General features: G+C 73.4%; 22 protein-coding genes and 1 tRNA gene. 3 read left to right on the top strand and 20 right to left on the bottom strand.

Features of this window, described 5'->3' with window-relative positions:
• Window positions 1–71 precede the first annotated feature (71 nt).
• Window positions 72–698 (top strand): inorganic diphosphatase, encoded by a 627-nt coding sequence (locus tag ACK8HX_RS11575; RefSeq protein ID WP_411940851.1) that lies wholly within the window; start codon window positions 72–74, stop codon window positions 696–698.
• A 12-nt stretch (window positions 699–710) separates the two neighbouring features.
• On the opposite strand, the gene ACK8HX_RS11570 is transcribed toward ACK8HX_RS11575, so the two are convergent.
• From ACK8HX_RS11570 to topA, 8 genes are all read right to left on the bottom strand, one after another.
• Window positions 711–1,211: a DUF427 domain-containing protein gene (locus ACK8HX_RS11570; RefSeq protein ID WP_411940850.1), complete on the bottom strand. Its 501-nt coding sequence runs from the start codon at window positions 1,209–1,211 to the stop codon at window positions 711–713.
• Between the two features lie 86 nt (window positions 1,212–1,297).
• Window positions 1,298–1,374, bottom strand: a tRNA-Thr gene (locus tag ACK8HX_RS11565).
• Between the two features lie 87 nt (window positions 1,375–1,461).
• Window positions 1,462–3,012, bottom strand: coding sequence for an alpha/beta hydrolase (locus ACK8HX_RS11560; RefSeq protein ID WP_411940849.1), 1,551 nt, complete (start codon window positions 3,010–3,012; stop codon window positions 1,462–1,464).
• Between the two features lie 95 nt (window positions 3,013–3,107).
• A complete protein-coding gene (locus ACK8HX_RS11555; RefSeq protein ID WP_411940848.1) occupies window positions 3,108–4,247 on the bottom strand; it encodes a DNA polymerase III subunit delta' in 1,140 nt (379 codons plus the stop codon).
• Window positions 4,244–4,900 (bottom strand): dTMP kinase, encoded by a 657-nt coding sequence (tmk, locus tag ACK8HX_RS11550; RefSeq protein ID WP_411940847.1) that lies wholly within the window; start codon window positions 4,898–4,900, stop codon window positions 4,244–4,246. The genes ACK8HX_RS11555 and tmk overlap by 4 nt, the downstream gene beginning before the upstream one ends.
• Window positions 4,901–4,925: 25 nt before the next feature.
• A complete protein-coding gene (locus tag ACK8HX_RS11545; RefSeq protein WP_411940846.1) occupies window positions 4,926–5,717 on the bottom strand; it encodes a MerR family transcriptional regulator in 792 nt (263 codons plus the stop codon).
• A gap of 78 nt (window positions 5,718–5,795) precedes the next feature.
• Window positions 5,796–6,245, bottom strand: coding sequence for an SCP2 sterol-binding domain-containing protein (locus ACK8HX_RS11540; protein WP_411940845.1), 450 nt, complete (start codon window positions 6,243–6,245; stop codon window positions 5,796–5,798).
• A gap of 174 nt (window positions 6,246–6,419) precedes the next feature.
• The gene (gene topA / locus ACK8HX_RS11535; RefSeq protein ID WP_411940844.1) at window positions 6,420–9,206 is read right to left on the bottom strand and encodes a type I DNA topoisomerase; all 2,787 of its coding nucleotides are present in this window, start codon (window positions 9,204–9,206) and stop codon (window positions 6,420–6,422) included.
• Window positions 9,207–9,424: 218 nt separating this feature from the next.
• On the opposite strand from topA, the gene ACK8HX_RS11530 reads away from it, so the two are divergent.
• Together ACK8HX_RS11530 and ACK8HX_RS11525 are read left to right on the top strand one after the other, a co-directional pair.
• Window positions 9,425–10,246 carry a dioxygenase family protein gene (locus ACK8HX_RS11530; protein WP_411940843.1) on the top strand — a complete coding sequence of 274 codons (822 nt, stop codon included), beginning with the start codon at window positions 9,425–9,427 and terminating at the stop codon, window positions 10,244–10,246.
• 90 nt (window positions 10,247–10,336) lie between these two features.
• Window positions 10,337–11,107: a maleylpyruvate isomerase family mycothiol-dependent enzyme gene (locus ACK8HX_RS11525; RefSeq protein ID WP_411940842.1), complete on the top strand. Its 771-nt coding sequence runs from the start codon at window positions 10,337–10,339 to the stop codon at window positions 11,105–11,107.
• A gap of 4 nt (window positions 11,108–11,111) precedes the next feature.
• On the opposite strand, the gene ACK8HX_RS11520 is transcribed toward ACK8HX_RS11525, so the two are convergent.
• The 12 genes from ACK8HX_RS11520 to ACK8HX_RS11465 form a co-directional block, all read right to left on the bottom strand.
• Window positions 11,112–11,813, bottom strand: coding sequence for a dienelactone hydrolase family protein (locus tag ACK8HX_RS11520; RefSeq protein WP_411940841.1), 702 nt, complete (start codon window positions 11,811–11,813; stop codon window positions 11,112–11,114).
• Between the two features lie 14 nt (window positions 11,814–11,827).
• Complete coding sequence (locus ACK8HX_RS11515) at window positions 11,828–12,121, bottom strand: hypothetical protein (RefSeq protein WP_411940840.1); 294 nt, start codon at window positions 12,119–12,121, stop codon at window positions 11,828–11,830.
• 14 nt (window positions 12,122–12,135) lie between these two features.
• Window positions 12,136–13,914, bottom strand: a complete 1,779-nt coding sequence (locus tag ACK8HX_RS11510; RefSeq protein ID WP_411940839.1) for a sodium:solute symporter family protein — start codon at window positions 13,912–13,914, stop codon at window positions 12,136–12,138.
• A gap of 125 nt (window positions 13,915–14,039) precedes the next feature.
• Window positions 14,040–16,055: an ABC transporter ATP-binding protein gene (locus ACK8HX_RS11505; RefSeq protein ID WP_411940838.1), complete on the bottom strand. Its 2,016-nt coding sequence runs from the start codon at window positions 16,053–16,055 to the stop codon at window positions 14,040–14,042.
• Entirely contained in the window at window positions 16,052–17,785 is a 1,734-nt protein-coding gene (locus tag ACK8HX_RS11500) for an ABC transporter ATP-binding protein (protein ID WP_411940837.1), read from the bottom strand. Before ACK8HX_RS11500 ends, ACK8HX_RS11505 begins: the two co-directional genes overlap by 4 nt.
• Window positions 17,785–18,363: a TetR/AcrR family transcriptional regulator gene (locus ACK8HX_RS11495; protein ID WP_411940836.1), complete on the bottom strand. Its 579-nt coding sequence runs from the start codon at window positions 18,361–18,363 to the stop codon at window positions 17,785–17,787. The genes ACK8HX_RS11500 and ACK8HX_RS11495 overlap by 1 nt, the downstream gene beginning before the upstream one ends.
• Before the next feature lie 105 nt (window positions 18,364–18,468).
• Window positions 18,469–19,773 (bottom strand): aminoglycoside phosphotransferase family protein, encoded by a 1,305-nt coding sequence (locus ACK8HX_RS11490; RefSeq protein WP_411940835.1) that lies wholly within the window; start codon window positions 19,771–19,773, stop codon window positions 18,469–18,471.
• Between the two features lie 23 nt (window positions 19,774–19,796).
• Window positions 19,797–20,252, bottom strand: a complete 456-nt coding sequence (locus ACK8HX_RS11485; RefSeq protein WP_411940834.1) for a hypothetical protein — start codon at window positions 20,250–20,252, stop codon at window positions 19,797–19,799.
• A 209-nt stretch (window positions 20,253–20,461) separates the two neighbouring features.
• Complete coding sequence (locus ACK8HX_RS11480) at window positions 20,462–20,977, bottom strand: CHRD domain-containing protein (RefSeq protein WP_411940833.1); 516 nt, start codon at window positions 20,975–20,977, stop codon at window positions 20,462–20,464.
• Window positions 20,978–21,071: 94 nt separating this feature from the next.
• Complete coding sequence (locus ACK8HX_RS11475; protein ID WP_411940832.1) at window positions 21,072–22,574, bottom strand: DUF7059 domain-containing protein; 1,503 nt, start codon at window positions 22,572–22,574, stop codon at window positions 21,072–21,074.
• A gap of 91 nt (window positions 22,575–22,665) precedes the next feature.
• Window positions 22,666–25,038, bottom strand: a complete 2,373-nt coding sequence (locus tag ACK8HX_RS11470) for a sodium-translocating pyrophosphatase (RefSeq protein ID WP_411940831.1) — start codon at window positions 25,036–25,038, stop codon at window positions 22,666–22,668.
• Window positions 25,039–25,265: 227 nt separating this feature from the next.
• Window positions 25,266–25,601 carry an STAS domain-containing protein gene (locus tag ACK8HX_RS11465; RefSeq protein WP_411940830.1) on the bottom strand — a complete coding sequence of 112 codons (336 nt, stop codon included), beginning with the start codon at window positions 25,599–25,601 and terminating at the stop codon, window positions 25,266–25,268.
• Between the last annotated feature and the right edge of the window lie 23 nt (window positions 25,602–25,624).

Raw genomic sequence — 25,624 nt, 5'->3', positions numbered from 1 at the left:
GCGCCAGACTGTCCCTTCGAGCCTAGGTCAGCGCCGCCGCACCCGAGAAACGACCAGAGGAGACCCACGTCGTGGAGTTCGACGTCACCATCGAGATCCCCAAGGGACACCGCAACAAGTACGAGGTCGACCACGAGACCGGTCGGATCCGCCTCGACCGCCTCCTCTTCACCTCGATGGCCTACCCGTCGGACTACGGGTACGTCGAGGACACCCTCGGCGAGGACGGCGACCCCCTCGACGCCCTCGTCCTCCTCGACGAGCCGACCTTCCCCGGGTGCCTCGTGAGGGCGCGTCCCATCGGGATGTTCCACATGCGCGACGAGGCCGGCGGCGACGACAAGATCCTCTGCGTGCCCGCGGGCGACCCGCGCCGCTTCGGCGTCACCGAGCTCGACGACATCAGCGAGTTCGACCGCCTCGAGATCCAGCACTTCTTCGAGACCTACAAGGACCTCGAGCCCGGCAAGTCGGTCGAGGGCGCGCACTGGGCGGGCCGCGAGGACGCCGAGCGCTGCGTCACCGAGGCCATCGAGCGGGCGAAGGAGGCCGGCGTGAGCACGGCCCGGTGGCGGATGCCCGAGCACGACGCCAGGCCGGTGTCCTCGACGCAGCACACGCCCGACGAGGTCCACGCGGCCGCCGAGAAGGCCCGCAGGGAGCTCGCGACGAAGGACAAGCCCCTCTCCGACGCCTGAGGTCCCAGCGGGTCACCAGCCCCGGGTGCCGGGCTCTCCCTTGAAGGGGCCGACGACCCGGCCGGTGATCCACCCGCCGTAGAAGCCGCCGGCCTGCGGGAGGACGACCTCGCCGTCGACGGTGCAGCGGTCGACCGCCCCGGGCATGACCGCGACGTGGCCCACGAGCGGCTCGAACCCGCGGCTCGGGCGCGGGTAGGTCCACGCCGCCCGCGGCGCGACGACACCGCCGCCGGTGAGGTCGAAGTACGCCGCCTCCCCCTTGAACTCGCACCACGTCGAGCCGGCGACCGGCCGCAGCGCGCCCGGGGCGACGTCCTCCACCGGCACGTAGTACGTCGGCGGGTGGCTCGTCTCGAGGACGCGCAGGCAGCGGTGCGAGGACGCGACGCGCTCCCCGCCGAGCCACACCTCCACGGCCTCCGGGGATGGCTCGACGCGCGGCGGCCTCGGGTAGTCCCACACGGACTCCTGCCCGGGTCCGGGCCGCTGGGGGACGGGTCGCTGCGTCACGCCCCCATCCTCACCCCGTCACCCACCCGGTCGGAAAGGCTTCGACACGCCGAGGGCCCCCACCGTGGTGGGGGCCCTCGGCACGCTGGAGCCGCCTAAGGGAATCGAACCCTTGACCTATTCATTACGAGTGAATCGCTCTGGCCGACTGAGCTAAGGCGGCGTGCTCCCGAGCGGGCTCGGGCGCGCCGGACGAGTATACGAGCCGACCGGGGTCGCGGCGCAAACCGGGGTCGAGCGCGCCGACGGCTCAGCAGCGCAGGCCGTCGCGGGGCTGGGTCCCCTCGAGGTAGTAGGCGTCGACCGCCTCGTCGACACAGGAGTTCGACCGGGTGTAGGCGGTGTGGCCGTCGCCGTCGAAGGTGATGAGCGACGCCGACGCGAGCTGCTCGCGCAGCCGGACCGCCCACTGGTAGGGCGTCGCGGGGTCGCGTGTCGTGCCGATGAGGACGATGGGCGCGGCCCCCTCCGCGCTGACCGTCCTCGGCTCGCCGGTGGCCGGCGTGGGCCACGTGCCGCAGGGGAGGGTGCTCCACATGAGGAACCGGCCCCACGTCGGTGCGGTCTCCACGGCCTCGTCGGCGAGGCGCCGGCGCTCGGCGAGGTCGGCGTCCTCGGGCTTGTCGAGGCAGTTGACGGCGTAGATGGCCTCCATGATGTTGCCGGCGTACTGGCCGCCCGGGTTGCGGTCGGCGTACTGGTTGGCGAGCTGCATCAGCGCCGTGCCATCGCCGTCGAGGCCCTGGCGGAGCGCGTCGACGAGGCTCTGCCACTTGCCCTGGTCGTACATGGCGGCGGCGATGCCGAGGGTCGCCCACCCCTCGGTGAGGCGCGGGACGGCGCCGTCGCCGGTGCGGGGCAGCGGGTTCTCGTCGACGCTGGCGAGGAAGGTGCGCAGGCCCTCCATGACCCGGTCGACCGACCGGCCGAACGGGCAGTCGCCCTCCTCGACGCAGTAGGCGGCCCACGCGCGGGTGGCCTGCTCGAAGCCCTGGGCCTGCCCGAGGTTGACCTCGGCGGCCGTGAGGTCCGGGGCGATGACGCCGTCGAGGACCATCCGTCCCACCTGGGCGGGGAACAGGTCGGCGTAGGTCGTGCCGAGGAAGGTGCCGTAGGACTTGCCGAGGAAGGTGAGCTTCTCCTCGCCGAGCGCGGCACGGAGGACGTCCATGTCCTTGGCGACCTCGACCGTGGAGACGTGCCCGACGAGGGCGCCCGAGCGGCCGCAGCCCTGGGCGAAGGAGCGGGCCGCGGCGGCGAGCTGCTGCTGCTCGGCGGCGTCGTCGGGGGTCGGGTCGCCGCCGAGGAAGGCGTCGAGGTCGCGGTCGCTGACGCAGTCGATGGGCGCCGAGCGCTGCACCCCGCGGGGGTCGAACCCCACGATGTCGTACGCCTGGCGGACGCCGGCCCCGACGATGAAGTCGGCCCCCCGGGCGTAGTCGACCCCGGAACCGCCCGGCCCGCCGGGGTTGACGACGAGGGACCCGAGACGCGAGGACGGCCGCTTCGCGGGGACCCGGACCACGGCCAGCTCGATCGTCTCCCCGTTCGGGGCGTCGTAGTCGACGGGGACGCGCAGGCGCGTGCACTCGGCGCCCTCGCAGTCGCTCCACGCGAGCCGCTGGCCGTAGAACGCGGCGAGCGACTCCGAGCCGGGCGGGGGTCCCTGCGGCGTCACGGTGGCGGCGGGGCCCCGGTCCCCCCCGGTGGCGTCCTCGACGAGCGAGCAGCCCGAGAGCACCGCGAGGACGGCGAGGACGGCGGCCGACGCACCGGCGAGGGCGGAGGTGCGGCGGGTCATGGGCCGCACCCTAGGCGAGCCGTCTGGGGGCGTGACCTGCGGGGCAGGTCACGATCCGGCTCCATTCACCGTCCGGACGCGGGACGGCTGCCGGCTCAGCGGGGAAGGCGCAGCTCGAGGCTCATGGCCTCGAGGGCGATGAGCGGGTTGACGTTGGCGTCGATCCGCTCGCGCGCCGTGCCGATGGCGTCCATCGCCCGCAGCAGCGCGACGGGGTCGAGGAGGTCGGACACCTTCTGCACGACCTGGCGGCTGTCCTCGTTGACCAGGGCGGTGCCGGCGCGCGCGCTGAGGACGAGCGCGTCGCGGTAGACCGACAGCAGGTCGACGAGGGCGCGGTCGACGACGTCGCGGGTGAACCGGGTGGCCCGTGCCTTCTGCTCCTTCTCGAGGGCGCTGACCTGCGAGCGCACGTGCGGAGGCTGGGTGCGGGACGTGGGGTCGGCGCCGAGGACCTCCAGGAGTCGGGTGCGCTCGGCGGCGTCGCGGTCGGCGGAGGCGGCGGCGGCCTCCTCCTGCGCGATCGTCATGATGTCCTGCGCCGCGCCCACGGCCTCGCCGACCCCGGTGATCCTCGTGGCGAGGGTGATGACGTCGTGGCGCCGGATGCGGGCGTGCTCGTCGCGCGCGAGTCGTCGGGCGAGCCCGACGTGGGACTGGGCGGCACGGGCGGCGTAGAGCGCCATGGGGGGGTCGACGCCGTCGCGGCGGGTCAGGAGGTCGGCGACGGCCTCGACCGACGGGGTGCGCAGCCGAACGTGCCGCGAGCGCGAGCGGATGGTGATGATGACGTCCTCGACCGAGGGCGCGCACAGCATCCAGACGGTACGGGGGGCCGGCTCCTCGAGGGCCTTGAGGAGGGCGTCGGCGGCGCGCTCGGTGAGGCGGTCGGCGTCCTCGACGACGATGACGCGGTACCGGCCGACGGAGGGACGCCGCGCCGCGAGCTGGACGAGGTCGCGGGCCAGCTCGACCTTGATGGAGAGGCCCTCGGTGGCGACGACGTCGACGTCGGCGTGGGTGCCCTCGAGGGCGGTGCGGCACTCGCGGCACTCCCCGCACCCGCCTCGGGGACAGAGCAGCGCCGCGGCGAACGCCCGCGCGGCGACGGAGCGCCCCGACCCCGGCGGGCCGGTGAACAGCCACGCGTGCGTCATCGCGCCGGGTTCGCGGACCGCGTGCTCGAGCGTGGCGACGGCGGCCTCCTGCCCGATGACGTCGCGCCAGACGCTCACGGCTCGACCACCCCCATGGCGACGAGGCGGGCCAGGACGGCCTCGTGGAGGCGCTCGGGGCTCTCGGTGCCGTCGAGGACGAGGTAGCGCTCGGGGTTGCCGGCCGCCATCGCGAGGAAGTGCTGCCGGACGGCGTCGTGGTAGGCGTCGGCCTCGGACTCGAGCCGGTCGTGGACGTCGCCGCGGCGGCGGCGCCCCTCCTCGGCGGTGACGTCGACGACGACGGTGAGGTCGGGGACGAGCCCGCCCACGGCCCACATCTGCAGGTCGTGGACCTCGGCCGCCCCGAGGTCGCGCCCGGCGCCCTGGTAGGCGACCGAGGAGTCGGTGTAGCGGTCGGTGAGGACCACGTCACCGGCCTCGAGCGCCGGGCGGATGACGAGGTCGACGTGGTGCGCCTTGTCGGCGGCGAAGAGCAGCGCCTCGGCGCGCGGCGACACGTGCTCGCCGTGGAGGACGAGGTCGCGGATGGCGGCGCCCAGGTCGGTGCCGCCGGGCTGGCGGGTGACGAGGACCTCCCGGCCGCGGTCGCGCAGGGCCTGCGCGAGCAGCCGCACCTGGGTGGACTTGCCCGCGCCGTCGCCCCCCTCGAAGGCGATGAACAGCCCGTCGCGTCGCGTCACGCCAGCGAGCCTAGGCCAGCCCCGCGACATGCCAGGCGCCGGCGTCGAGAGTCGCTCAGGCCTTCTCGTGGCGGTCGGCGTTCGCGTGGATGGCGTCATGGACGTACCGCGCGAGCCCGGGCGCCTGGTCCTCGTACGTCGTGGTGAACCGTGGGTCGCTGACGTACATGTCCGCGAGGCCGCGGTGGAAGCCGTGGTCGAGGTCGTAGAACCACTTCTCGATGACGCGCCGGTTCGCCTCGGCGGCGTCCATCGCCCGCTCCGAGTCCGGTGCGGCGCCCGACTGCATCGCCTCGACGAGCAGGCGGCCGGCGGCCTCCTGGTCGGCCTTGACCTGCTCCCAGTCGGCCTTGGCGTAGCGCTTCGTGCGGGCGGCGCTCTGCGTCCACGCGTCGCTGTCGCCCCAGCGCTCCTGCGCCTCGGCCCGGTACTCCTCGGTGTAGCCGTCGCCGAAGAGCTCCTTGAGCTCCTCGGTCGTGGCGGGTCGCTGCTCCATCTCTCGCTCCAGTGCTCGGTCGATGGCCGTGACGAGCTCCTCGAGCTCGCCCAGCCGGGTGACGACCGCGTCGCGCTGCCGGCGCAGGTGCTCCTCCGGGGTCCCGTCGCCGTCGAGCAGGGCCTGCACCTCGTCGAGGGACAGACCGAGCCGGCGGTAGGTGACGACGGAGGCGAGCCGGGTGAGGTCGGCACCGGTGTACAGGCGGTACCCGGCGGGCGTGCGCGCGCTCGGGACGACGAGACCGACGGCGTCGTAGTGGTGCAGCGTGCGCACCGTGACGCCGAAGGTCCCGGCCACCTGGCCGACGGTGAGCTCCACCGTCGCAGTGTGCTGGCTCGTCGCGGTCATGTCATCACCGTGAGGCCTCACGTCGCGTGAGGGTCAAGCCTGTTCGCGCGGCCGCCGCCGGCGAGCCGGGAAGCCGGGTCAGGCCTTGGGGGTCTCGAACCAGGTCGCCAGGGCCGTCGCGAGGCCGAGGTCGCCCTTGGCCTTGATCTTGCCCATCATGAACATCATCGCGGGGTTGCCCGTGCCGGTGACGAGCTTGAGGAACTCGACCGGGCCGAGCTGGAGCGAGAGGTCGGGGGCGGCCGTGGGGTCCTTCTCGACCGAACAGGTGCCGTTCTCGACGACGACGGCGTAGGTGTCGACGGAGTCGCCCGGGCCGCCGGTGAGGCGGAAGTCGATCCGGGCACTGCGGTCGCCGGCCTTGTCGGCGCGGAACTGCTCGGGGAAGCGGGCGAAGACCTTGTCGAGGACGGCGCCCCGGTCGGCCCCGCCGAGGTCGTCCTTGATCTGGGTGTCGCTCATGCCCTTGACGAGGGCCACGAACTCCGGGCCGCTGAGCCCGGAGATGGTCTGGGGGTCGAGTGCCATGCCGACGAACCTACTCGCGGGTAACCCTCACCGGCAACCAGGGCCCTGTGAGGACCGCCTCACCCCGCCCGCTCAGCGGAACGTGGGTGAAGAACGTCGGCCCACCGACGCTTTTCACCCACGTTCGCGCGCCGCAGCACGCGGGGGCGGGCGGGCGGGAGGGCGGGCGGGCGGTCAGGCCTTCCTGGTTGCGGCCTTGCTCGTCGCCGTCTTCTTGGCGGCCGTCTTCTTCGTCGCGGTCTTCTTGGTCGTGGCCTTCTTCGCCGTCTTGCGGGTGGTCTTCTTCACCGGACCGCGGGCGCGCTTGTCGGCGAGCAGCTCGTACCCGCGCTCGGGCGTGATCTGCTCGGGGTCGTCGTCCTTGCGCAGCGTCGCGTTGGTCTCACCGTCGGTGACGTACGGGCCGAAGCGGCCGTCCTTGACGACGACCGGCCGGCCCGACACGGGGTCGGTGCCGAGCTCGGCCAGCGGCGGCTTGGCGGCGGCCCGGCCGCGCTGCTTGGGCTGCGCGTAGATGGCGAGCGCCTCCTCGAGCGTGATGTCGAAGAGCTGCTGCTCGGTGGCGAGCGAACGCGAGTCCGACCCCTTCTTCAGGTACGGCCCGTAGCGCCCGTTCTGCGCCGTGATCTCGACCTCGCTCCCGTCCTCCTCCGTCGAGACCCCGACGACGCGCGGCAGCGAGAGCAGGCGCAGGGCGGTCTCGAGGTCGATGGTGGCGAGGTCCATGTCCGTGAAGAGCGAGGCCGTGCGCGGCTTGGCCTTCGCGGCCTTCTTGCCCTTGCCGGCGGTCGGGGCGTCGTCCTCGGGCAGGACCTCGGTGACGTAGGGCCCGTAGCGCCCGGCGCGGGCGATGATCTCGTGGCCCGTCCCGGGGTCGGTTCCGAGGACGCGCCCGTCGTCGGCCGCGGTGTCCAGCAGCTCGCGCGCCCTGGCGGGCGTCATCTCGTCGGGGGCGATGTCGTCGCCGATGGTGGCGCGGCGCGGCTGGGAGGAGGCGGAGTCCGCGGCCGCGGCGTCGGTGACCTCACCGGTCGCGGCGTCGACCCCCGCGGGCACGACCTCCTCGACGTAGGGCCCGTAGCGACCGACGCGCACGACGATGCCCTCGCCGATGTCGATGGTCGAGACGGCGCGGGCGTCGATCTCACCGAGGTCGGTGACGAGGTCGCGCAGCCCCTCGGCCGAGGACGCCTCGTCGCCGAAGTAGAAGCGGTGCAGCCAGGCGGCGCGCTCCTCGTCGCCGCGGGCGATGGCGTCGAGGTCCTCCTCCATCGTGGCGGTGAAGTCGTAGTCGACCAGGCGGGAGAAGTGCTCCTCCATGAGCCGGGTGACCGCGAACGCGAGCCACGACGGCACGAGCGCCGAGCCGCGGTTCGACACGTACCCACGGTCCTGGATCGTCCCGATCGTCGAGGCGTACGTGGAGGGGCGGCCGATCCCCATCTCCTCCATCGCCTTGACGAGCGTGGCCTCCGTGTACCGCGCCGGCGGGGACGTCTCGTGGCCGAGGGCCTCGGCGCGCGTCGTGCGCAGCACCGTGCCCTCGCCGAGCCGGGGCAGGCGGCGCTCCTCGTCGTCACCGCGGCGCGCCTCGTCCAGGCCCTCCTCGTAGGCGGCGATGAAGCCCTTGAAGGTGATGACGGTGCCGCTGGCCGACAGCTCGACCTCACGGGCCGGCGCGCCCTCGCCCAGCGTCGCCGCGAGTCGGACCGAGGCCGTCGAGCCTCGGGCGTCGGCCATCTGCGAGGCGATGGTGCGCTTCCAGATCAGCTCGTAGAGGGCGAACTCCTCGCCGCGCAGCTCACCGGCGACCTGGGCCGGCGTGCGGAAACGGTCGCCGGAGGGACGGATGGCCTCGTGGGCCTCCTGGGCGTTCTTGACCTTCTTCTCGTAGCGGCGCGGGGCGTCCGGGACGTACTCGGCCCCCCACATCTCCCGGGCCTGCTGGCGCGCGGCCGACAGGGCGGCATCGGACAGCGTCGTGCTGTCGGTGCGCATGTAGGTGATGTAGCCGTTCTCGTAGAGGCGCTGGGCCACGCGCATGGCGTTGCGGCTGTTGAGCCGCAGCTTGCGCGAGGCCTCCTGCTGCAGGGTGCTCGTCGTGAACGGCGCGCTCGGGCGGCGGGTGTACGGCTTCTCGCTGACCTCGGCGACCCGCACCTGCGAGGCCGGCAGGGCCTCGGCGATGCCGCGCGCCGCGACCTCGTCGAGCTGGGTCGCCTTCGCGTTCCTCAGGGTGCCGTCGTCGGCGAAGTCGCGGCCGGTCGCGACCCGCGAGCCGTCGACGCCGGTGAGGCGGGCGGTGAACAGGTCGGACTCGGCGCCCGGGGTGACGTCGGCCTCGACGTCCCAGTACGACGCGGCGCGGAACGCCATCCGCAGCCGCTCGCGCTCGACGACGAGGCGGGTCGCGACCGACTGGACGCGCCCGGCGGACAGCCCGGCCTTGACCTTGCGCCACAGCACCGGCGAGACCTCGTAGCCGTAGAGGCGGTCGAGGATGCGGCGGGTCTCCTGCGCGTCGACGAGGCGCACGTCGACGTCGCGGGTCGTGTTCGCGGCGCGCTGGATGGCCTCCTTGGTGATCTCGTGGAAGACCATCCGCTTGACGGGGACCTTCGGCTGGAGCGTCTCGAGCAGGTGCCAGGCGATGGCCTCGCCCTCGCGGTCCTCATCAGTGGCGAGGTAGAGCTCGTCGGCGTCCTTGAGGAGCGACTTGAGCTCACGGACCTTCTTCTTCTTGTCCGCGTCGACGACGTAGTAGGGCTCGAAGTCGGCGTCGACGTTGACGCCGAACTTGCCGAAGGGGCCCTTCTTGATCTCGGCCGGCATCTCGCTCGGCGTGGGGATGTCGCGGATGTGGCCGACGGAGGCCTCGACGTCCCATTCGCTGCCGAGGTAGCCGGCGATCGTGCGCGCCTTCGCGGGCGACTCGACGATGACGAGCTTGCGTCCTGCCACTGGTGCACCTGTTCCCGTTCCGTCCGGTCACGTGCAGCGGATTCGTCGCTGCTCCGACGTGCGGACGCCCCGACGGTAGCGCCAGGGACGCCGAACCGCGCAACCCGGTCCTCGACGCGGCCCGGTGTCGGGGCCACCATGGGAGGGCCGCCGCGCCGCGGGAACATCTCTCCGGCTCCTGTGGTTGAATGTTCAACTACGCTACTCGAGGAGCCCCGATGACGACCGCCGCACCGAGCGTCGCGCGCCCGCGCCCGCCCGTCCTCTACCTCAGCCACGGCGCGCCGCCGCTCGCCGACGACGCGACCTGGACGGCCGAGCTCGGCGCCTGGGGCTCGGACCTGGCCAGGCCCGCGGCCGTCCTCATGGTCTCGGCGCACTGGGAGCTCGCCCCCGTCGCCGTGTCGGCGACCTCGGGCGACGTCCCCCTCCTCTACGACTTCTGGGGCTTCCCTCAGCGCTACTACGAGGTCACCTACGACGCGCCGGGCGCACCCGGCCTCGCCCGCTCGGTGGCCCAGCTGCTCGCGGGCGCCGGCGAGCAGCTCCACCAGGACCCGAGCCGCGGCCTCGACCACGGCGCCTACGTCCCGCTCAAGGAGATGTTCCCCGAGGCCGACGTGCCCGTCCTCCAGCTGTCGATGCCGACCCTCGACCCCCAGCGCCTCTTCGAGCTCGGCCGCCGGCTGGCCCCGCTGCGCGACGAGGACGTGCTCATCGTCGGCTCGGGCTTCACGACCCACAACCTCGGCTGGTTCAACCCGTCCGCCGGCTCGGACGCGGCGCCCCCCACACCGTCGGCCGAGTTCGACCACTGGGCCGCGGAGGCCGTCGGCGCCGGTGACGTCGACGCCGTCCTCGACTTCCTCGCCAAGGCCCCGGCCGCCCGCGAGGCGCACCCCCGCACGGAGCACTGGGCGCCGCTCTACGTGGCGCTCGGCGCCGCCTCGGAGAGCGGGACCCTCTCGGCCGACACCGTGCGCAGCGTCATCGACGGGTTCTGGTTCGGCCTGAGCAAGCGTTCCTGGCAGTTCTCCTGAGCCTCGGCCTTCCCGCCTGATGCCGGAACCACCGGTGCCCAGCGGCAGGCACCGTCGATGCAGGACCCCTCCGCGCGGGACACTGCGGGGATGACGTCCCCCACCGTCGAGGACCACCTCGCCGCCGTCTCCGCCGGAGCGCGGCGGATGGCCGATGGCGCCCGCTCGGCGGGGCTCGAGGCCCCCGTGCCGACCTGCCCGGGCTGGACCGTCCGCGACCTCCTCGCCCACCAGGGGATGGTGCACCGCTGGGCGACCGCGCTCGTCCTCGGCGCCGAGCCCGGCGCGGTCGGTGAGGAGCGGTTCGAGGCGGAGGGCCTGGCCCACCCGGACCCCGCCACGTGGCTCGAGGAGGGCGCTGCCGACCTCGTCGCGGCGCTCGAGGAGGCGCCCGACGACCTGCGGGCACCGGCCTTCCTCGTCGACGCCCCGCCGCCGCGGCGGTTCTGGGCCCGGCGGCAGTGCCACGAGACGACCGTCCACGCGATCGACGCCCTGTCGGCCGCCACCGGACGACGGCCCACGGCCGGCGACCTGTGGCTCGACGACGCCCTCGCCCTCGACGGGGTCGACGAGCTGCTCGTCGGGTTCTGGCAGCGTCGCAAGGGCGGCCCCCGGGCCGACCCGCCCACCGTCACCGTCGTCTCCGCGACGACCGGGCCCCGCTGGCTGGTCGACGCAGGGCCCGAGCGCGCCCGCACCCGCCGGCTCGAGGCCGACGACGCGGTCCCGCCGGGCACACCGCACCTGCGCGGGATCCCGGGCGACCTCTACCTCGCGCTGTGGAACCGTGGCGGCACGGTGGACGACCCGGGCGGCGTCCTCGACGGCTGGCACGTGACGGGCGCCATCCGCTGGTAGGCCCTCAGCCCGCGAGGTGCTCGGTGAGGAAGCGACCGATGCGTCCCCAGGCGTCCTCCGCCGACGCCGGCTCGGGCCCGGCCCGCAGGACGAAGCGGCTGACCGGGGCCGCGTACCAGGGCGCGTTGTCCGCGTCGTTGAGGAACGAGTGGCCTGCGGCCGGGTACTCGCGGACATCGTGGGGGATGCCGCGCGCGGCCAGCCCGGACTCGAGGCGCGCCGCGGTCCCCCGCGTCCAGCGGTCCCGCCCCCCGTAGCTGGCCACGACCGGGCACGCGCCGTCGAGCGCGGTCGGGTCCGCCGGGAGGTCGCCGTACCCGACCGCCGCCGCCTCCCACCCCGGCCGACCGGCGAGGACGAGCGCGAACGACCCACCCAGGCAGAACCCGATGACCCCCACCCGACCGGTGCAGCCGGGGTCGTCGAGGAGGACGGCGCGCGCCCGCTCGATGTCGTCGAACGCCTGGCCGCTCCCTCGCCGCAGCGCCGCGAAGGTCCTTGCGAGACAGACGATCCGGCGGCCGCGCGCCATCAGGTCGGGAGCGAGGACGAGGAAACCCATGGAGGCCGCCCGGTCGGCCGCGCGGCGCATCACCGCGTCGAGGCCGAACGCCTCGTGCACGAGGACCAGCCCGGGCCACGGCCCGTCACCGGTGCCGGGGCGCGCGAGGTAGGCCGGGAGGTCGCCGACCCGCGTCTCGCCCACCGCGCCGGCTCGGGTCAGTGTCCGCCGCGCGGGCGCTTCTTCGGCGCCGGTCGCGTCGGGTCGTCGGTGACCGGCTCCACGTGGTCGGGCACCTTGATGGGCCGCAGCCGCGCCCAGGCGATGAACCCGGTCCCGACGGCGAGGAGGACGAGGCCCGCGTGGAGGTTGGCGTTCGTCCCGCCCGTCTTCTCGGTCTCGGGGTCGGCGAACAGGCCCATGAGGGTGAGGATGACGCCGTAGATCGCGAGGAGCAGCCCGATGATGGTGCGGATGTCGAAGACTCCGGCGCTGTGCCTGGTGTCGGCCATGACTGCTCCTGCCGTCAGAAGATGATGTTGAGGACGGTGACCATGACGAGCGCGAGGCCCGCCAGGGGGACGGTGCGCCGGTACCACGGGTAGGTGTGCTCGTTCGGGTCGGTGCGGTCCTCCTTCGGGGTCTCGCTGTAGACGAGGCCGACGAGCTCGGACGCGGGCTTGGGCTGGGTGACCATCGACACCACCACGGACACGACGATGTCGACGACGAAGGCCGTGGACGCCGCGACGAACGCCGCGCCCTGGCCACCGAGCGGGATGACGCCCAGGCTCGCCGACCCGAAGGCGTCCTCGCTGAGGAAGGCCACGAGGACCGCTGACAGGGTGCCGGAGACCAGGCCGGTCCAGCCCGCGGCGGCCGTCATCCGCTTCCAGAACATGCCGAGGATGAAGGTCGCGAACAGGGGGGCGTTGAAGAACCCGAACAGCGTCTGGAGGTAGTCCATGATGTTCGAGAACGAGCTCGCCAGCAGCGCGGTGAAGATCGCGATGAAGGTGGCCCCCACGGTCGCGAGCCGCCCGATCCGCAGGTAGTAGTCGTCGCTGCGGTCCTTGCGGATGTACCGCTCCCACAGGTCGTAGCTGAAGACGGTGTTGAACGCCGAGATGTTCGCCGCCATGCCGGCCATGAACGCCGCCAGCAGGCCCGTGATGGCGAGGCCGAGCAGGCCGTTCGGGAGCAGGTCGCGCATGAGGAAGAGCAGCGAGTCGTTGTATGCGACACCGCTGCCGGACGCCCCGCCCGGTGGTGACCCACCGTTCTTCAGCTCGATGATCTCCGGCACGAGGACGGCCGCGATCATGCCCGGGACGATCGTGATGAAGGGGACGAACATCTTGGGGAAGGCGCCGATGATCGGCGTCTTGCGCGCGGAGGCGATCGAGTCCGAGGCCATCGCGCGCTGCACCTCGACGAAGTTCGTCGTCCAGTAGCCGAAGGAGAGGACGAAGCCGAGGCCGAAGACGATGCCGACGACCGACCAGAAGGGCGACTCGAACCCGGCGAGCGCCTGGCCGGGCCACGAGTTCAGCTGCTGGTCGGCGGGTGGGATCTCGGCGCCGTCCGGAGCGGCCGCCGCGGCCGCGGTGATCTTCTCCTCGAGCCCGCTCCAGCCGCCGACCCGGTTGAGCCCGAGCCACACGAGGGGCAGCAGCGAGGCGACGATGACGAAGAACTGCAGCACCTCGTTGTAGATCGCCGCCGACAGGCCACCCAGGGTGATGTAGGACAGGACGATGACGGCGGCGACGATGAGCGCGACCCAGAGCGGCCAGCCGAGCAGGGCGTGGACGATCGAGCCGAGCAGGTAGAGGTTGACACCGGCGATGAGGAGCTGGGCCACCGCGAAGGAGATCGCGTTGACGAGGTGGGCCTCCCTGCCGAAGCGCCGGAGCATGAACTCCGGCACCGAGCGCACCCTGCTGCCGTAGTAGAACGGCATCATCACGACGCCGAGGAAGAGCATCGCGGGGATCGCGCCGACCCAGAAGTAGTGCACGGTGGCGATGCCGATCTCGGCCCCGTTGGCGCTCATCCCCATGATCTCGACGGCGCCGAGGTTCGCCGAGATGAAGGCCAGGCCCGTGACCCAGGCCGGCAGCGAGCGGCCCGAGAGGAAGAAGTCGATGGAGTCGGAGACCGACCGCCTCGCGAGGAGGCCGATCCCGAGGACGAAGGCGAAGTAGACGACGAGGATGAGGTAGTCGACGGGTCCGGCGTCGATGATGGTCTCGGTCCCCACCGCTGTCGCGACCCCCGTCGCGGCCTGCGCCACACCCACCATCTGCGCCCACCAACCTCTCCGTCGCGGAGGTCACCGGTGCCGGCGACCGCTCGTCACGCTAGTGGACGGGTCCGGCCCGGTCGCGCCGAGCGCCCACCGGGTCCTCGGGGCTCCCCGAGCCCGTGTCAGGCGGGCGCCCCGGCCCCCACCGTCTCGTCGTCGGGGTCCACCGCGCCCCGGAACTGGGCGGCGTAGAGCGCGGCGAACGCGCCTCCTGCCGCGAGCAGCTCTGCGTGCGAACCCTGTTCGACGATGCGACCGTCCTCCATGACGAGGATGAGGTCGGCATCGCGGATCGTCGACAGGCGGTGCGCGATGACGAAGCTCGTCCGGTCCGAGCGCAGCGCGGACATCGCGTGCTGGACGAGCAGCTCGGTCCGGGTGTCGACCGAGCTCGTCGCCTCGTCGAGGATGAGGAGCGAGGGCTGGGCGAGGAAGGCCCGCGCGATCGTCACGAGCTGGCGCTCCCCGGCGCTGATGTTGCCCGCCTCGGCGTCGAGCACGGTGTCGTAGCCGTCGGGGAGGGAGTGGACGAAGCGGTCGACGAAGGTCGCCCGGGCCGCCTCGAGGACCTCCTCCTCGGTGGCGCCGGGACGGCCGTAGGCGATGTTGTCGCGGATCGTCCCGGCGAACAGCCACGTGTCCTGCAGGACCATGCCGATCCGGCTGCGGAGGTCGCTGCGGGTCATCGCGGTGATGTCGACGCCGTCGAGGGTGATCCGCCCGCCCCGCAGCTCGTAGAACCGCAGGACGAGGTTGACGAGGGTGGTCTTGCCCGCGCCCGTGGGCCCGACGATGGCGACCGTCTGCCCGGGCTCGACGACGAGGTCGAGGTCCTCGACGAGGGGGACGTCCTCGCGGTAGGAGAACGTGATGCCCTCGAAGGCGACCCGCCCGCGGGGGTCCTCGACCCGCACCGGCGAACCGGTGTCGGGCTGCTGCTCGTCGGCGTCGAGAACCGCGAACACCCGCTCGGCGGAAGCCACCCCGCTCTGCATGAGGTTCGCCATCGACGCGACCTGGGTGAGCGGCTGGGTGAACTGCCGCGAGTACTGGATGAACGCCTGGACGTCTCCGAGGCTCATCGTCCCGCTCGCCACCCGGAGCCCGCCCACGACGGCGATGGCGACGTAGTTGAGGTTCCCGATGAACATCATCGTCGGCATGATGACGCCGCTGATGAACGCGGCGCGGAAGCTCGCGTGGTGGAGGGCGTCGTTCTTCTCGTCGAACGCGGCGTCGGCCTCGGCGCGGCGGCCGAAGACCTTGACGAGCTCGTGGCCGGTGAAGGTCTCCTCGACGACGGCGTTGACCTCGCCGGTGCTCTTCCACTGCTCGACGAAGTGCCTCTGGCTGCGCTTGCCGATGGCCGCGGTGACGACCATGGTGACCGGGATCGTCACGAGGGCGATGAGCGCGAGCAGCGGCGAGATCCACACCATCATCGAGACCATCGCGACGACGGTGAGCAGCGAGGTGAGGAGCTGGCTCAGCGTCTGCTGCAGGCTCTGGGCGACGTTGTCGATGTCGTTGGTGACCCGGCTCAGCAGCTCGCCGCGGGGCTGGCCGTCGAAGTAGGGCAGGGGCAGTCGGTGCAGCTTGTCCTCAACGTCGGCGCGCAGCTGCCGGATGGTCCGGTTGACGGCGCCGGTGAGGAGGCGCCCCTGGACGAGCTGCAGGGCGGCCGCGACGAGGTAGATCCCGAGGACGACGAGCAGCACCCGCCCGAGGGCGGCGAAGTCGACGCCCTGCCCGGGGACGACGTGGTCCATCGCGGCCAGGACGTCGGCGACCTGGTCCTGGCCGCGTGCCCGGAGGGTCTGCGCGGCCTGCTCCTGGGTGACCCCGGCCGGGATCTGCCGTCCGAAGAAGCCGGCGAAGACGAGGTCGGTCGCGGTGCCGAGGAGCTTCGGGCCGATGGCGTTGAGGACGACGCTGCCGACCGCGAGCCCGATGGTGGTCCACACGACGACGCGCTCCGGGTGGAGCAGCGCGAGCAGCCGCTTGGCGCCGCCGACGAAGTCCTGGGACCTGTCCGTGGGGACCCCGATGGCGGCGTGCGGCGGTCCGCCCCGGTGCGCCGACGCCGGGCCCCGGCGTTCCTTCGCGGCGCGTTCCTCGGCGGTCGCGAGCTCGCTCATGCCGCCTCCTCCCCCGCCTGCTGGCTCTCGACGATCTCGACGTAGGTGGGGCAGGTGGCGAGCAGCTCGTCGTGCGTGCCCTGGCCGACGACCACCCCGTCCTCGAGGACGACGATCGAGTCGGCGTGGACGATGCTCGACACCCGCTGGGCGACGACGACGACGGTGGCCTCCCGGGTGACCGGCCGCAGGGCGGCGCGCAGTCGGGCGTCGGTGGCCACGTCGAGCGCGCTGAACGCGTCGTCGAAGAGGTACACGTCGGCCCTGCTGACGAGGGCCCGGGCGATGGCGAGGCGCTGGCGCTGCCCGCCGCTCACGTTGGTGCCGCCCTGCGCGATCGACGCATCGAGACCGTCCGGCATCGCCCGGACGAAGTCCTCGGCCTGGGCGATGCGCAGGGCCTCCCACAGCTCCTCGTCGGTGGCGTCGGGGTCGCCGTGGCGCAGGTTGGTCGCGACGGTGCCGGTGAACAGGTAGGGCCGCTGCGGCACGAGGCCGAGGTGGCTCCAGAGGTCCTCGGGGTCGACGTCGCGGACGTCGACCCCGCCGACGAGGACCTGCCCGCCCGTCGCGTCGTGGAGGCGGGGCACGAGGCCGAGCAGGGTCGTCTTGCCGGCACCGGTGGACCCGACGACCGCGGTCGTCGTGCCGGGGCGAGCCGTGATGGTGACGTCGCGCAGGACCGGCTCTGCCGCACCGGGATACGCGAAGGTGACGTTGCGGAGCTCGATGCCGACCGGGCCGCCGGGGATCGGGACGGACGCCTCCGGGGCGTGGACGGTCGGCTCGGTGTCGAGGACCTCGCGGATGCGCCCGGCCGAGACGCTGGCGCGCGGCACCATCATCGCCATGAAGGTCGCCATCATGACCGACATGAGGATCTGGATGAGGTAGCTCATGAACGCGGTGAGCGCCCCCACCTGCATCTCGCCGCTGTCGACGCGGAGGGCCCCGAACCACAGGACGGCGACGGTCGACAGGTTGAAGACCACCATGACGAGGGGGAAGGCGAGCGCCATCAGCCGACCGACGGCGACGGCCGTCGCGGTGTAGGTGTCGTTCGCCGCACCGAAGCGCTCGCGCTCGACGTCCTCGCGCACGAACGCCCGCACGACCCTGACGCCGGTGATCTGCTCGCGCAGGATGCGGTTGACCGAGTCGACGGCCTTCTGCATCGCGCGGAAGTGGGGCACCATCCGGCGCGTCACGAGACCGACCGCGACGCCGAGCGCCGGCACGGCCACGGCGACGAGCCACGACAGGCCGATGTCCTCGCGCAGCGCCATGACGACGCCGCCGACCATCATGATCGGGGCCGACACCATCATCGCGAGGGCCATGTAGACGACCTGCTGCACCTGGGTGACGTCGTTCGTGCTGCGGCTGATGAGGGTCGGGGCGCCGAAGCGGGAGAGCTCCTGGGCGGAGAAGTCGCCGACCCGTCGGAACACCGCGGCGCGGACGTCGCGGCCCAGCGAGGCGGCCGTCTGCGCGCCGATCCGGGTGGCACCCACGGTCGCGAGGATCTGGACGAGGGAGACCGCGAGCATCGCCGTCCCGGCGCCGAGGATGAACCCGGTGTCACCGACCGCGACCCCCTCGTCGATGATCCGGCCGTTGAGGCTGGGCAGGTACAGCGACGCGAGGGTGCCGACGAGCTGGAGCGCGAGGAGCACCACGAGCGGGGTGCCGTAGGGGCGCAGGTGGGTCCGGACGAGCGAGGACAGCATCAGGACCTCCGCCGGGTGCCGTCGAGGACGACGTCGACGATCTCGTCGGCGTCGAGGCGACGGGTCGCCATCAAGGGGTGCACGCTCGAGAGCGTGAGGAGCTGGAGCAGGGCGACGACCTCCTCGACCGGCTTGCGCAGGGCGTCGGCGTCCTCGCCGATGAGGTCGGCGAAGGCGGCGTCGACGGCCGGGTCGGCCGGGCGGCCCCGCCGCTTGGGGTCCATCGGCGGGGCGACCCCCGCGTGGTGGAGGACCGAGATGAGGCCGACGATCCGCTCGACGTGGCGCTGCATCACCGCGACGCCGGCAGCGAGCCGTTCGTCGAGGGTGAGGGTCGGGTCGATGCCGCGGAGCTGAGCCACGGCCGGCGTCGAGTCGAAGACCGCTGTGGCACAGGCCTTCACCAGCTCGTCCTTGCTGCCGAAGGCGCGGAACACGGTGCCCTCGGCGATGCCGGCGGCCTCTGCGACCTGCCGCGTCGTCAGCGCGGGGCCGTGCTCGCGCAGGAGGGGGATGGCGATGTCGACGATCGCGGCGCGCCGGTCGTCGGGGCTCATCGCGGGCGCTCGGGGGGTCACCCGGACGATGATAAGTGAGTGAGCACTCACTCACAAGCAGCTTTCCGGCTCCGTCCTCCCGGCCGCCCCGCCGGCGCCGCGCGGTCAGCGGTCAGCGGTCAGCGATCAGCGGGTGAGGCGCGCCTCGGCGGCGTCGAGGAGCTCGTCCACCCCCGTCGGTCCGTGTCCGTGCAGGGCACCGGCCGCGAGGGAGAGCAGGACGCCGGCCGTCCGCACCGCGAGGGCGTGCGGGTCGGTGAGCGTGGCGGCCTCGTCCTCCCAGCGGGCGGCCACGCGGGCGCCCGGCTCGCCCATCGCCACCGCGTGCGCCACGAGGCAGGCGAGGTCGTCGACCCGGTGACCGGGGCCGACCGTGTCGACGTCGAGCAGGCCGTTCACGACCCAGCGGTCGTCGGCCCGCTCGACCATGAGCTGGGCGGCGTGGAGGTCGCCGTGCGTCGGCACCACGGGCCCGAGGTCGAGGCGCTCGGACCGCTCGCGCACCACGCGGGCGAGGTGGGCTGCCCGGGAGGTCGCGCCGTTCGAGGTGCGGGTCCCGTCGGCGGCCGCCAGCGCGGCGGCGTAGAGGTCGACCCGGTCGGCCCATGCCGGCCGCCGCGGGAGCCGGACGGCGTCCGCGGGCAGGCGGTCGAGGAGGGCGGCGGCGTCGAGGGCACCGAAGCCCTGCGCGTCGTCCTCACCGATCGCGGCGAGGAGCGGGGTGCCGTGGAGGTGCTCGAGGACGACGAGGCCGTCGGAGGTCGAGGCGAGCACCCGCGGGACCGGCAGGCCCGCGTCGCGCAACCGCTCGTGTCGGTCGACGACGTCGAGCGCACGACCGGGCCCCGCCCCGGGGCGCAGCACCTTCACCCAGTGCGTCCGGCCCGCTCGCTCCGCGCGGAGGACCGCGCGCCGCAGCGGCCGGTAGCCGACGAGCTCGAGCGCGGTGACCGGCCCGGCCCCGGGGAGGACGTCCTCGAGCCGGGTGGGGTCGCACCCGGCACCGAGGGCCGGGATCGCGGGGTCGTCCGGGTGCCGCCAGGCGACGAGGCGACCGGACGGGCCCTCCAGCCGGGCCACTCCGGGGGCGTCGTCGGGGACGTCCCGGCCCGCCGTGGAGCTGACGAGGACGTACTCCTCCGCCGTCGGTACCGCATCGGACGTCGGGGTCGGCGCCGAGGCGGGTGCCGCGACCTCAGCGGCTGCGTCGGGGACCCCTGCCGCCCTGACCCACACCCGGTAGCCGACGGTGACGCCGTCGCCCGGGCGGTGCTCGACGCGGTGGACCTCGTGGCGGGCCCGGGCTCCCCCGGCCGTCGCGAGGACGGCCTCGAGCACGTCGGCGGCGTCGGGTCCGGTGAGCAGGGCCAGCACCGCGGCCTCGCCCGCCGGGTCCGCCGCGACGCGGCGGGGAGGGGCGGACGAGGCCACCGGGCCGGCCGGAAGGGGCCGGTTCAGTCGGCGCTGGGCGCCGACGCGGGGCTCGCCGGGGAGGCCGGGCTCGCGGCGGAGACCGGGCTCGGCGGGGAGTCCGCGCTGGGCGCCGAGGCCGGGCTCTCGGCCGAGACCGGGCTCGCCGGCGACACCGGCGACGCGGCGGAGGGAGCCGACGGCGCCGAGGCGGGAGTGGCCGCCGACGCCGGGGAGGCGGGCGTGACCGCGGAGGCGGCCGTCGCGGTCGACGGCGTGGAGTCCGCGGCCACCGCCGCCGCGGCGGTCGACAGGCCCTCACGCGCGTTGTCGGCCGCGGGCACCAGGGACGGGTCGGCCTGCGACGCCGCGGCCACGGACGCGGCGCGGCGCTCGGCCTCGTCGGCGTTCGCGGCGCCTGCGGTCGCGACTGCGCCGGCCACGGCGAGCGCACCGAGCGCTCCGGTGACGGCCCAGGCCTTGCGGGGATGCTTCGTCATGACGATCTCTCCTCGTGTCGGGCGGCACGATGCCGCCGGGTACTCATCAGCCTCCCTGCAGGCGATGGACCCATCATGGCCCCACCACGAGGAGGCTTCATCCCGAACGGCCATCTGGTCCGGCGTCTCCCTCAGGGTTCGTTCAGTGCCGCAGCACGCACGAGGAGCGGGGCGGCCCCTGATTGCCGCCCCGCTCCCGCACCCACCGGTCAGTGGTCGTGGTCCGCCTCCAGCTGCCCGCGGACGGCGCCGTCCGGGTACTCGGTGTTGTGGACGTTGACGTAGTAGTCGCTCGGGTTGGCGAGGATCCGCTGCACCTCACCGGCATCCAGGCCCTTGCCCGCCTCGCCCTCGGTCAGGCAGTCGGCGGCCTGGCCGTCCTGCGGCCACGCGAGGTTGACCTCGACCGGCCCGTTCGTGCCCGCGGTACCGAGGTGGATGTGGGCTGCCCGGCCGTTGCCGGGCGCCTGCTCCGTCTCGGCGATCTTGTCGACCTCGAGGACGTAGCAGAGCGTCGTGGGGTCGCCGTCGATGCCGAAGACGTAGACGCTCCCCCGTCCGTTCGGGTCACCCGAGAGGCCCCTCGACCCGTCGGCGGCGACCTGGGCGCGACCGGTGAGGTCGGCCTCGAGGAGGGTGTTCGTGTGGCCGGCGAACGCGGGTGCGGCCACGAGGGCCCCCGCTCCGACGACTCCGACGACGGTGGCGATGACTCGTGTGCGCATGTCCGGCAACCCTTTCGGCGGGGTCGGCCTGCTGCGACCCATGCCGACGGTTCGGAGCGGCAGGGCGTCCGGATGGGACGCCCTCACGGTTCTCTCAGCGAAGGAGCAGACCGTCCTTGACGGCGTCCCGCAGGAAGCCGACGACCTCGGCGCGGACCTCCTCGGTCGCGACGCCCAGCAGGCCCGCGATGGCGCCGGCGGCGACACCGGCCGCGAGCTCGCCGTCGCAGACCGAGGCGAACGCTGCGGTCACCGTCGTGAGCGTCAGCTGCCGCCGCAGGCCGCCGCCCTGGCGCAGCAGGATGACGCTCGGGTCGGCGGCACCGGGCATCGTGTGCCGCTCCTCGTGGACGTCGGGGGCACACCGCCAGGCGGTGTCGAGGAGCACCGAGTCGTCGGACTCCGCGAGCCAGGACCGGGCGTCGAGACCGGCGAGGACGGTGGGACCCATCGGGGCCGCGACGGGACCGGTGACCTCCATCAGGTCGACGAAGAGGTCGCGGTCGGTGCGCGGGCGCTGGAGGGTCACGACGCCGAACCCGATCGACTCGATGTCGCGGGCGGCGAAGTCGTCGAGCCACGCGGCGTACATCGTGTTGAAGTCGGCTGTGCCGGAATGGTGTCCGCCGTCGCGGGCCCACGTCTCGGCGTACTCGGCGGGGTCCTGCACCTCGCGCTGGACGACCCACGCGTCGAGACCGGTGCCGTCGAGCCAGCCCCGGAGCCGGTCGGTCCACGTCGTGCCGCGCGGGACCTCCCAGTTGCCGAGGAACTGGGCGATGCCCCCCGGCTCGAGGTGCTCGCCGACCCCGCGCACGAGGTCGCGGACGACCGTGTCGCCGGCGGCGCCACCGTCGCGGTACTCGAACAGCGGCACCTCCCCCGAGCGGGGCGTGATGACGAAGGGCGGGTTGCTGACGACGAGGCCGAACCGCTCGCCCGCGACCGGCTCGAGCATCGACCCGGCGCGCACGTCCCACTCGGCCTCGTCGAGGGCGGCGTTGAACCGCGCGTAGGCGAGGGCGCGCTCGGACAGGTCGGTGACGACCACCTCGTCGGCGTGGGCCTCGAGGTGCAGCGCCTGGACCCCGCAGCCCGTCCCGACGTCGAGGGCCCGCTCGACGTGCGGGCGGGGCGTCCACGCGGCGAGGGTCGCGCTGGCGCCGCCGATGCCGAGGACGTGGTCCTCGCGCAGCGGTCCGCCGGTCGCGAGCTCACCGAGGTCGGAGGCGACCCACCAGTCGCGACCGTCGGCGGCGTGGGGGCGCAGGTCGCAGCGGGCGACGACACCGTCGCCCTCGGGCACGACGAGGTCGAGGGCGCGGGCGCCGTCGACGCCGAGGGTGGGCAGGGCCGCCGCGACCTCGGCGAGGTCGACCGGGTCACCGAGGGTGAACAGCCGCACGAGGGTCGCGCACGGGCTGGCCGAGGACGCGGTGACGCGCTGCGCCGGGAGCGACTGGTCGCGGTCCAGGGCGGCGGACGCCATGGGGCCGAGCAGGTCGCGGACGCCGGCGACGGTGAAGCCGGACGCCACGAGGTCGGCGCGCAGGGCGCGAACGAGGTCGGGGTCGACGCGGGGCGTGGAGGCGGTCATCGGGGACGAGCCTATTGGTCCGCGCCGCGACGGCCGAGGGGCCGGGTTCCCCGTCGGAACCCGGCCCCTCGGTGCGACTCGCGCGCGGCGCTCAGACCTGCACGGGGTGCGGCTTCTCGGCGGGCGCCGCGTCGGGGTCGGTGTCGCCGCCGATCGCGAGGTCCTTGCTCTTGGAGTACGCGACCGCCGCGACGACGATGACGATCGCGACCCCGGCGATGCCGTAGCGGATCGGCGCGCTCTCGCCCTCGCCGATCGACAGGGCCACGATCGCCGGGGCGATGAGCACCGACACGAGGTTCATGACCTTGATGAGCGGGTTGATCGCGGGACCGGCGGTGTCCTTGAACGGGTCGCCGACGGTGTCGCCGATGACGGTCGCGGCGTGGGCCTCGGAGCCCTTGCCGCCGTGGTGGCCGTCCTCGACGATCTTCTTCGCGTTGTCCCACGACCCACCGGAGTTGGCGAGGAACACCGCCATCAGCGCACCGGCACCGATCGCGCCACCGAGGAACCCGGCCAGCGGGCCGATGCCGAGACCGAAGCCGACGGCCACGGGCATCAGGGCGGCGAGCAGACCAGGGGTGGCCAGCTCACGGAGCGAGTCACGGGTGCAGATGTCGACGACGCGGCCGTACTCGGGCTTCTCGGTGTAGTCCATGATCCCGGGGTGCTCGCGGAACTGACGGCGGACCTCGAAGACGATGGCGCCGGCCGCGCGAGTCACCGCGTTGATGGCCAGCCCCGAGAAGAGGAACACCACGGCCGCACCGAGGATGACGCCGACGAGGGTGTTCGGCGCGGTGATGAGGCCCTGGGCGGACTGGATCCACTGCTGGGCGGCCTGGATCTGCTCCTCGTCGAGGGCGCTCGCGTCGATCTCGTTGACGGCGCTCTGCCAGGCGTCGGTGTACGAGCCGAACAGTGCGGTCGCGGCGAGGACGGCCGTCGCGATGGCGATGCCCTTGGTGATGGCCTTCGTCGTGTTCCCCACGGCGTCGAGCTCGGTGAGGATCTGCGCGCCCTCGCCGTCGACGTCGCCCGACATCTCGGCGATGCCCTGCGCGTTGTCCGAGACCGGGCCGAAGGTGTCCATGGCGACGATGACGCCGACGGTCGTCAGCAGGCCGCAGCCGGCGAGCGCGACGAGGAACAGGGACAGCGCCACGGCACCGCCACCGAGAAGGTAGGTGAGGTAGACCGCGCCACCGATGATCGCGGCGGTGTAGACGGCCGACTCGAGGCCGACGCCGATGCCCGAGAGGATGACGGTCGCGGGGCCGGTGAGCGAGGTGCGGGCGACGTCCTTCGTCGGGCGCTTGTCGGTGCCCGTGAAGTGCCCGGTCAGCCAGAGGATGACGCCGGCGAGGACGATGCCGATGACGACGGCGAGGACGGCGGCACGGCGGGGGTCGCCGGTGAGGGCGTTGATCTGCTCGTTGCTGCTGCCGAGCTCGGCGTACGTGGCCGGCAGGTACACGTACGCGGCGGCGGCCGACAGCACGGCCGAGATGGCGGCGGCGATGTAGAAGCCCCGGTTGATGGCGCTCAGCGCGTTCTCGCCCGGGCGGGCCTTGGTGATGTAGACGCCGAGGAGGGCGGTGACCGCACCGATCGCGGGGACGATGAGCGGGAAGACCAGGCCGTACTCGCCGAAGGCCACCGAGCCGAGGATGAGCGCGGCGACGAGGGTGACGGCGTAGGACTCGAAGAGGTCGGCGGCCATGCCCGCGCAGTCGCCGACGTTGTCGCCGACGTTGTCGGCGATGGTGGCCGCGTTGCGCGGGTCGTCCTCGGGGATGCCGGCCTCGACCTTGCCGACGAGGTCGGCGCCGACGTCGGCGGCCTTGGTGAAGATGCCACCGCCGACCCGCATGAACATCGCGAGGAGCGCGGCGCCGAAGCCGAAGCCCTCGAGGACCTTGGGTGCGTCGCCCTTGTAGAGGAGGACGACGATCGCGGCGCCGAGGAGGCCGAGGCCGACGGTCGCCATCCCGACGACACCGCCGGTGCGGAAGGCGATCCGCACGCCGACGTCGCGCCCGTTCTCGCCGCGGGCCGCCGCGGCGACACGGACGTTGGCCTTCACGGCCAGGCTCATGCCGAGGTAGCCGATGGCGGCGGAGAACAGCGCGCCCACGACGAAGAAGATCGAGCGCCCCGCCTTGATCGCCCAGTCGTCCGGCGGGAGGAGCAGCAGGAGGAGCGGCACGAGCACGACGAAGACGGCCAGGGTGCGGAACTGGCGGCGCAGGTAGGCCTGCGCGCCCTCCTCGACGGCCGCGCCGATCGAGCGCATGTTGTCGGTGCCGGTGTCCGCGGCCAGGACCTGCCTCCGGAACACGAAGCCCATGACGAGCGCCACGATCGCGATGACCGCGATGGTGACGACGTACGTGGTGTTCGTGCCGGAGAGGCCGAGGGCAGGGCCCGACTCGGCCGAAGCCAGGGCGTGGGGTGCCATTCCATCCTCCTTGACGGGTGCTTGTCGCGTCCCCGGGCGCGAGCACGCCGACGGGCAGGGACGCCCGCGCGCACTGTACCCGGCGGGTGAGGGGGCCGCTCCACCCGGACCGGCGTGGCGCAGGTCACGCCGGGGCCCGTGCATGGGCCGGCGCGAACGGGGAAGGGCGCGCGGCCGTGAGCAGGTGACGGGCCCGGCGGCGCCTCATCGGGGCGCGACGGCGGCGGTCAGGCGGCGAGCGCCTCGTCGACGGAGGCGTGGATGCCGAAGACCTTGTCGAGGCCGGTGATGCGGAAGACCCGCAGGATCCGCTCGTTGGAGCAGACGAGGCGCAGCCAGCCGGACTGGTTGCGGACGAGCTTGAGGCGGCCGACGAGGACGCCGAGGCCGGTGCTGTCGAGGAAGGTGACCTCGTCGAGGTCGACGACGAGCTGCACGTGCTCGGCCGCGACCTCGTCGTCGAGGGCGGCGCGCAGCTGCGCCGCGGTGTACACGTCGACCTCGCCGGCGACGGACACGATGGTGACGTCGTCCTGGCGGGACGTGGTGACGGACAGCTCCACGGGCGCGGCTTCCTCTCGAGCAC

The sequence above is a fragment of the Oryzobacter faecalis genome (assembly GCF_046764005.1).
Lineage (GTDB): Bacteria > Actinomycetota > Actinomycetes > Actinomycetales > Dermatophilaceae > Oryzobacter > Oryzobacter faecalis.
The sequence above is the reverse complement of the archived record's forward strand: the minus strand, read 5'-3'. Positions and strand labels throughout refer to the sequence as shown.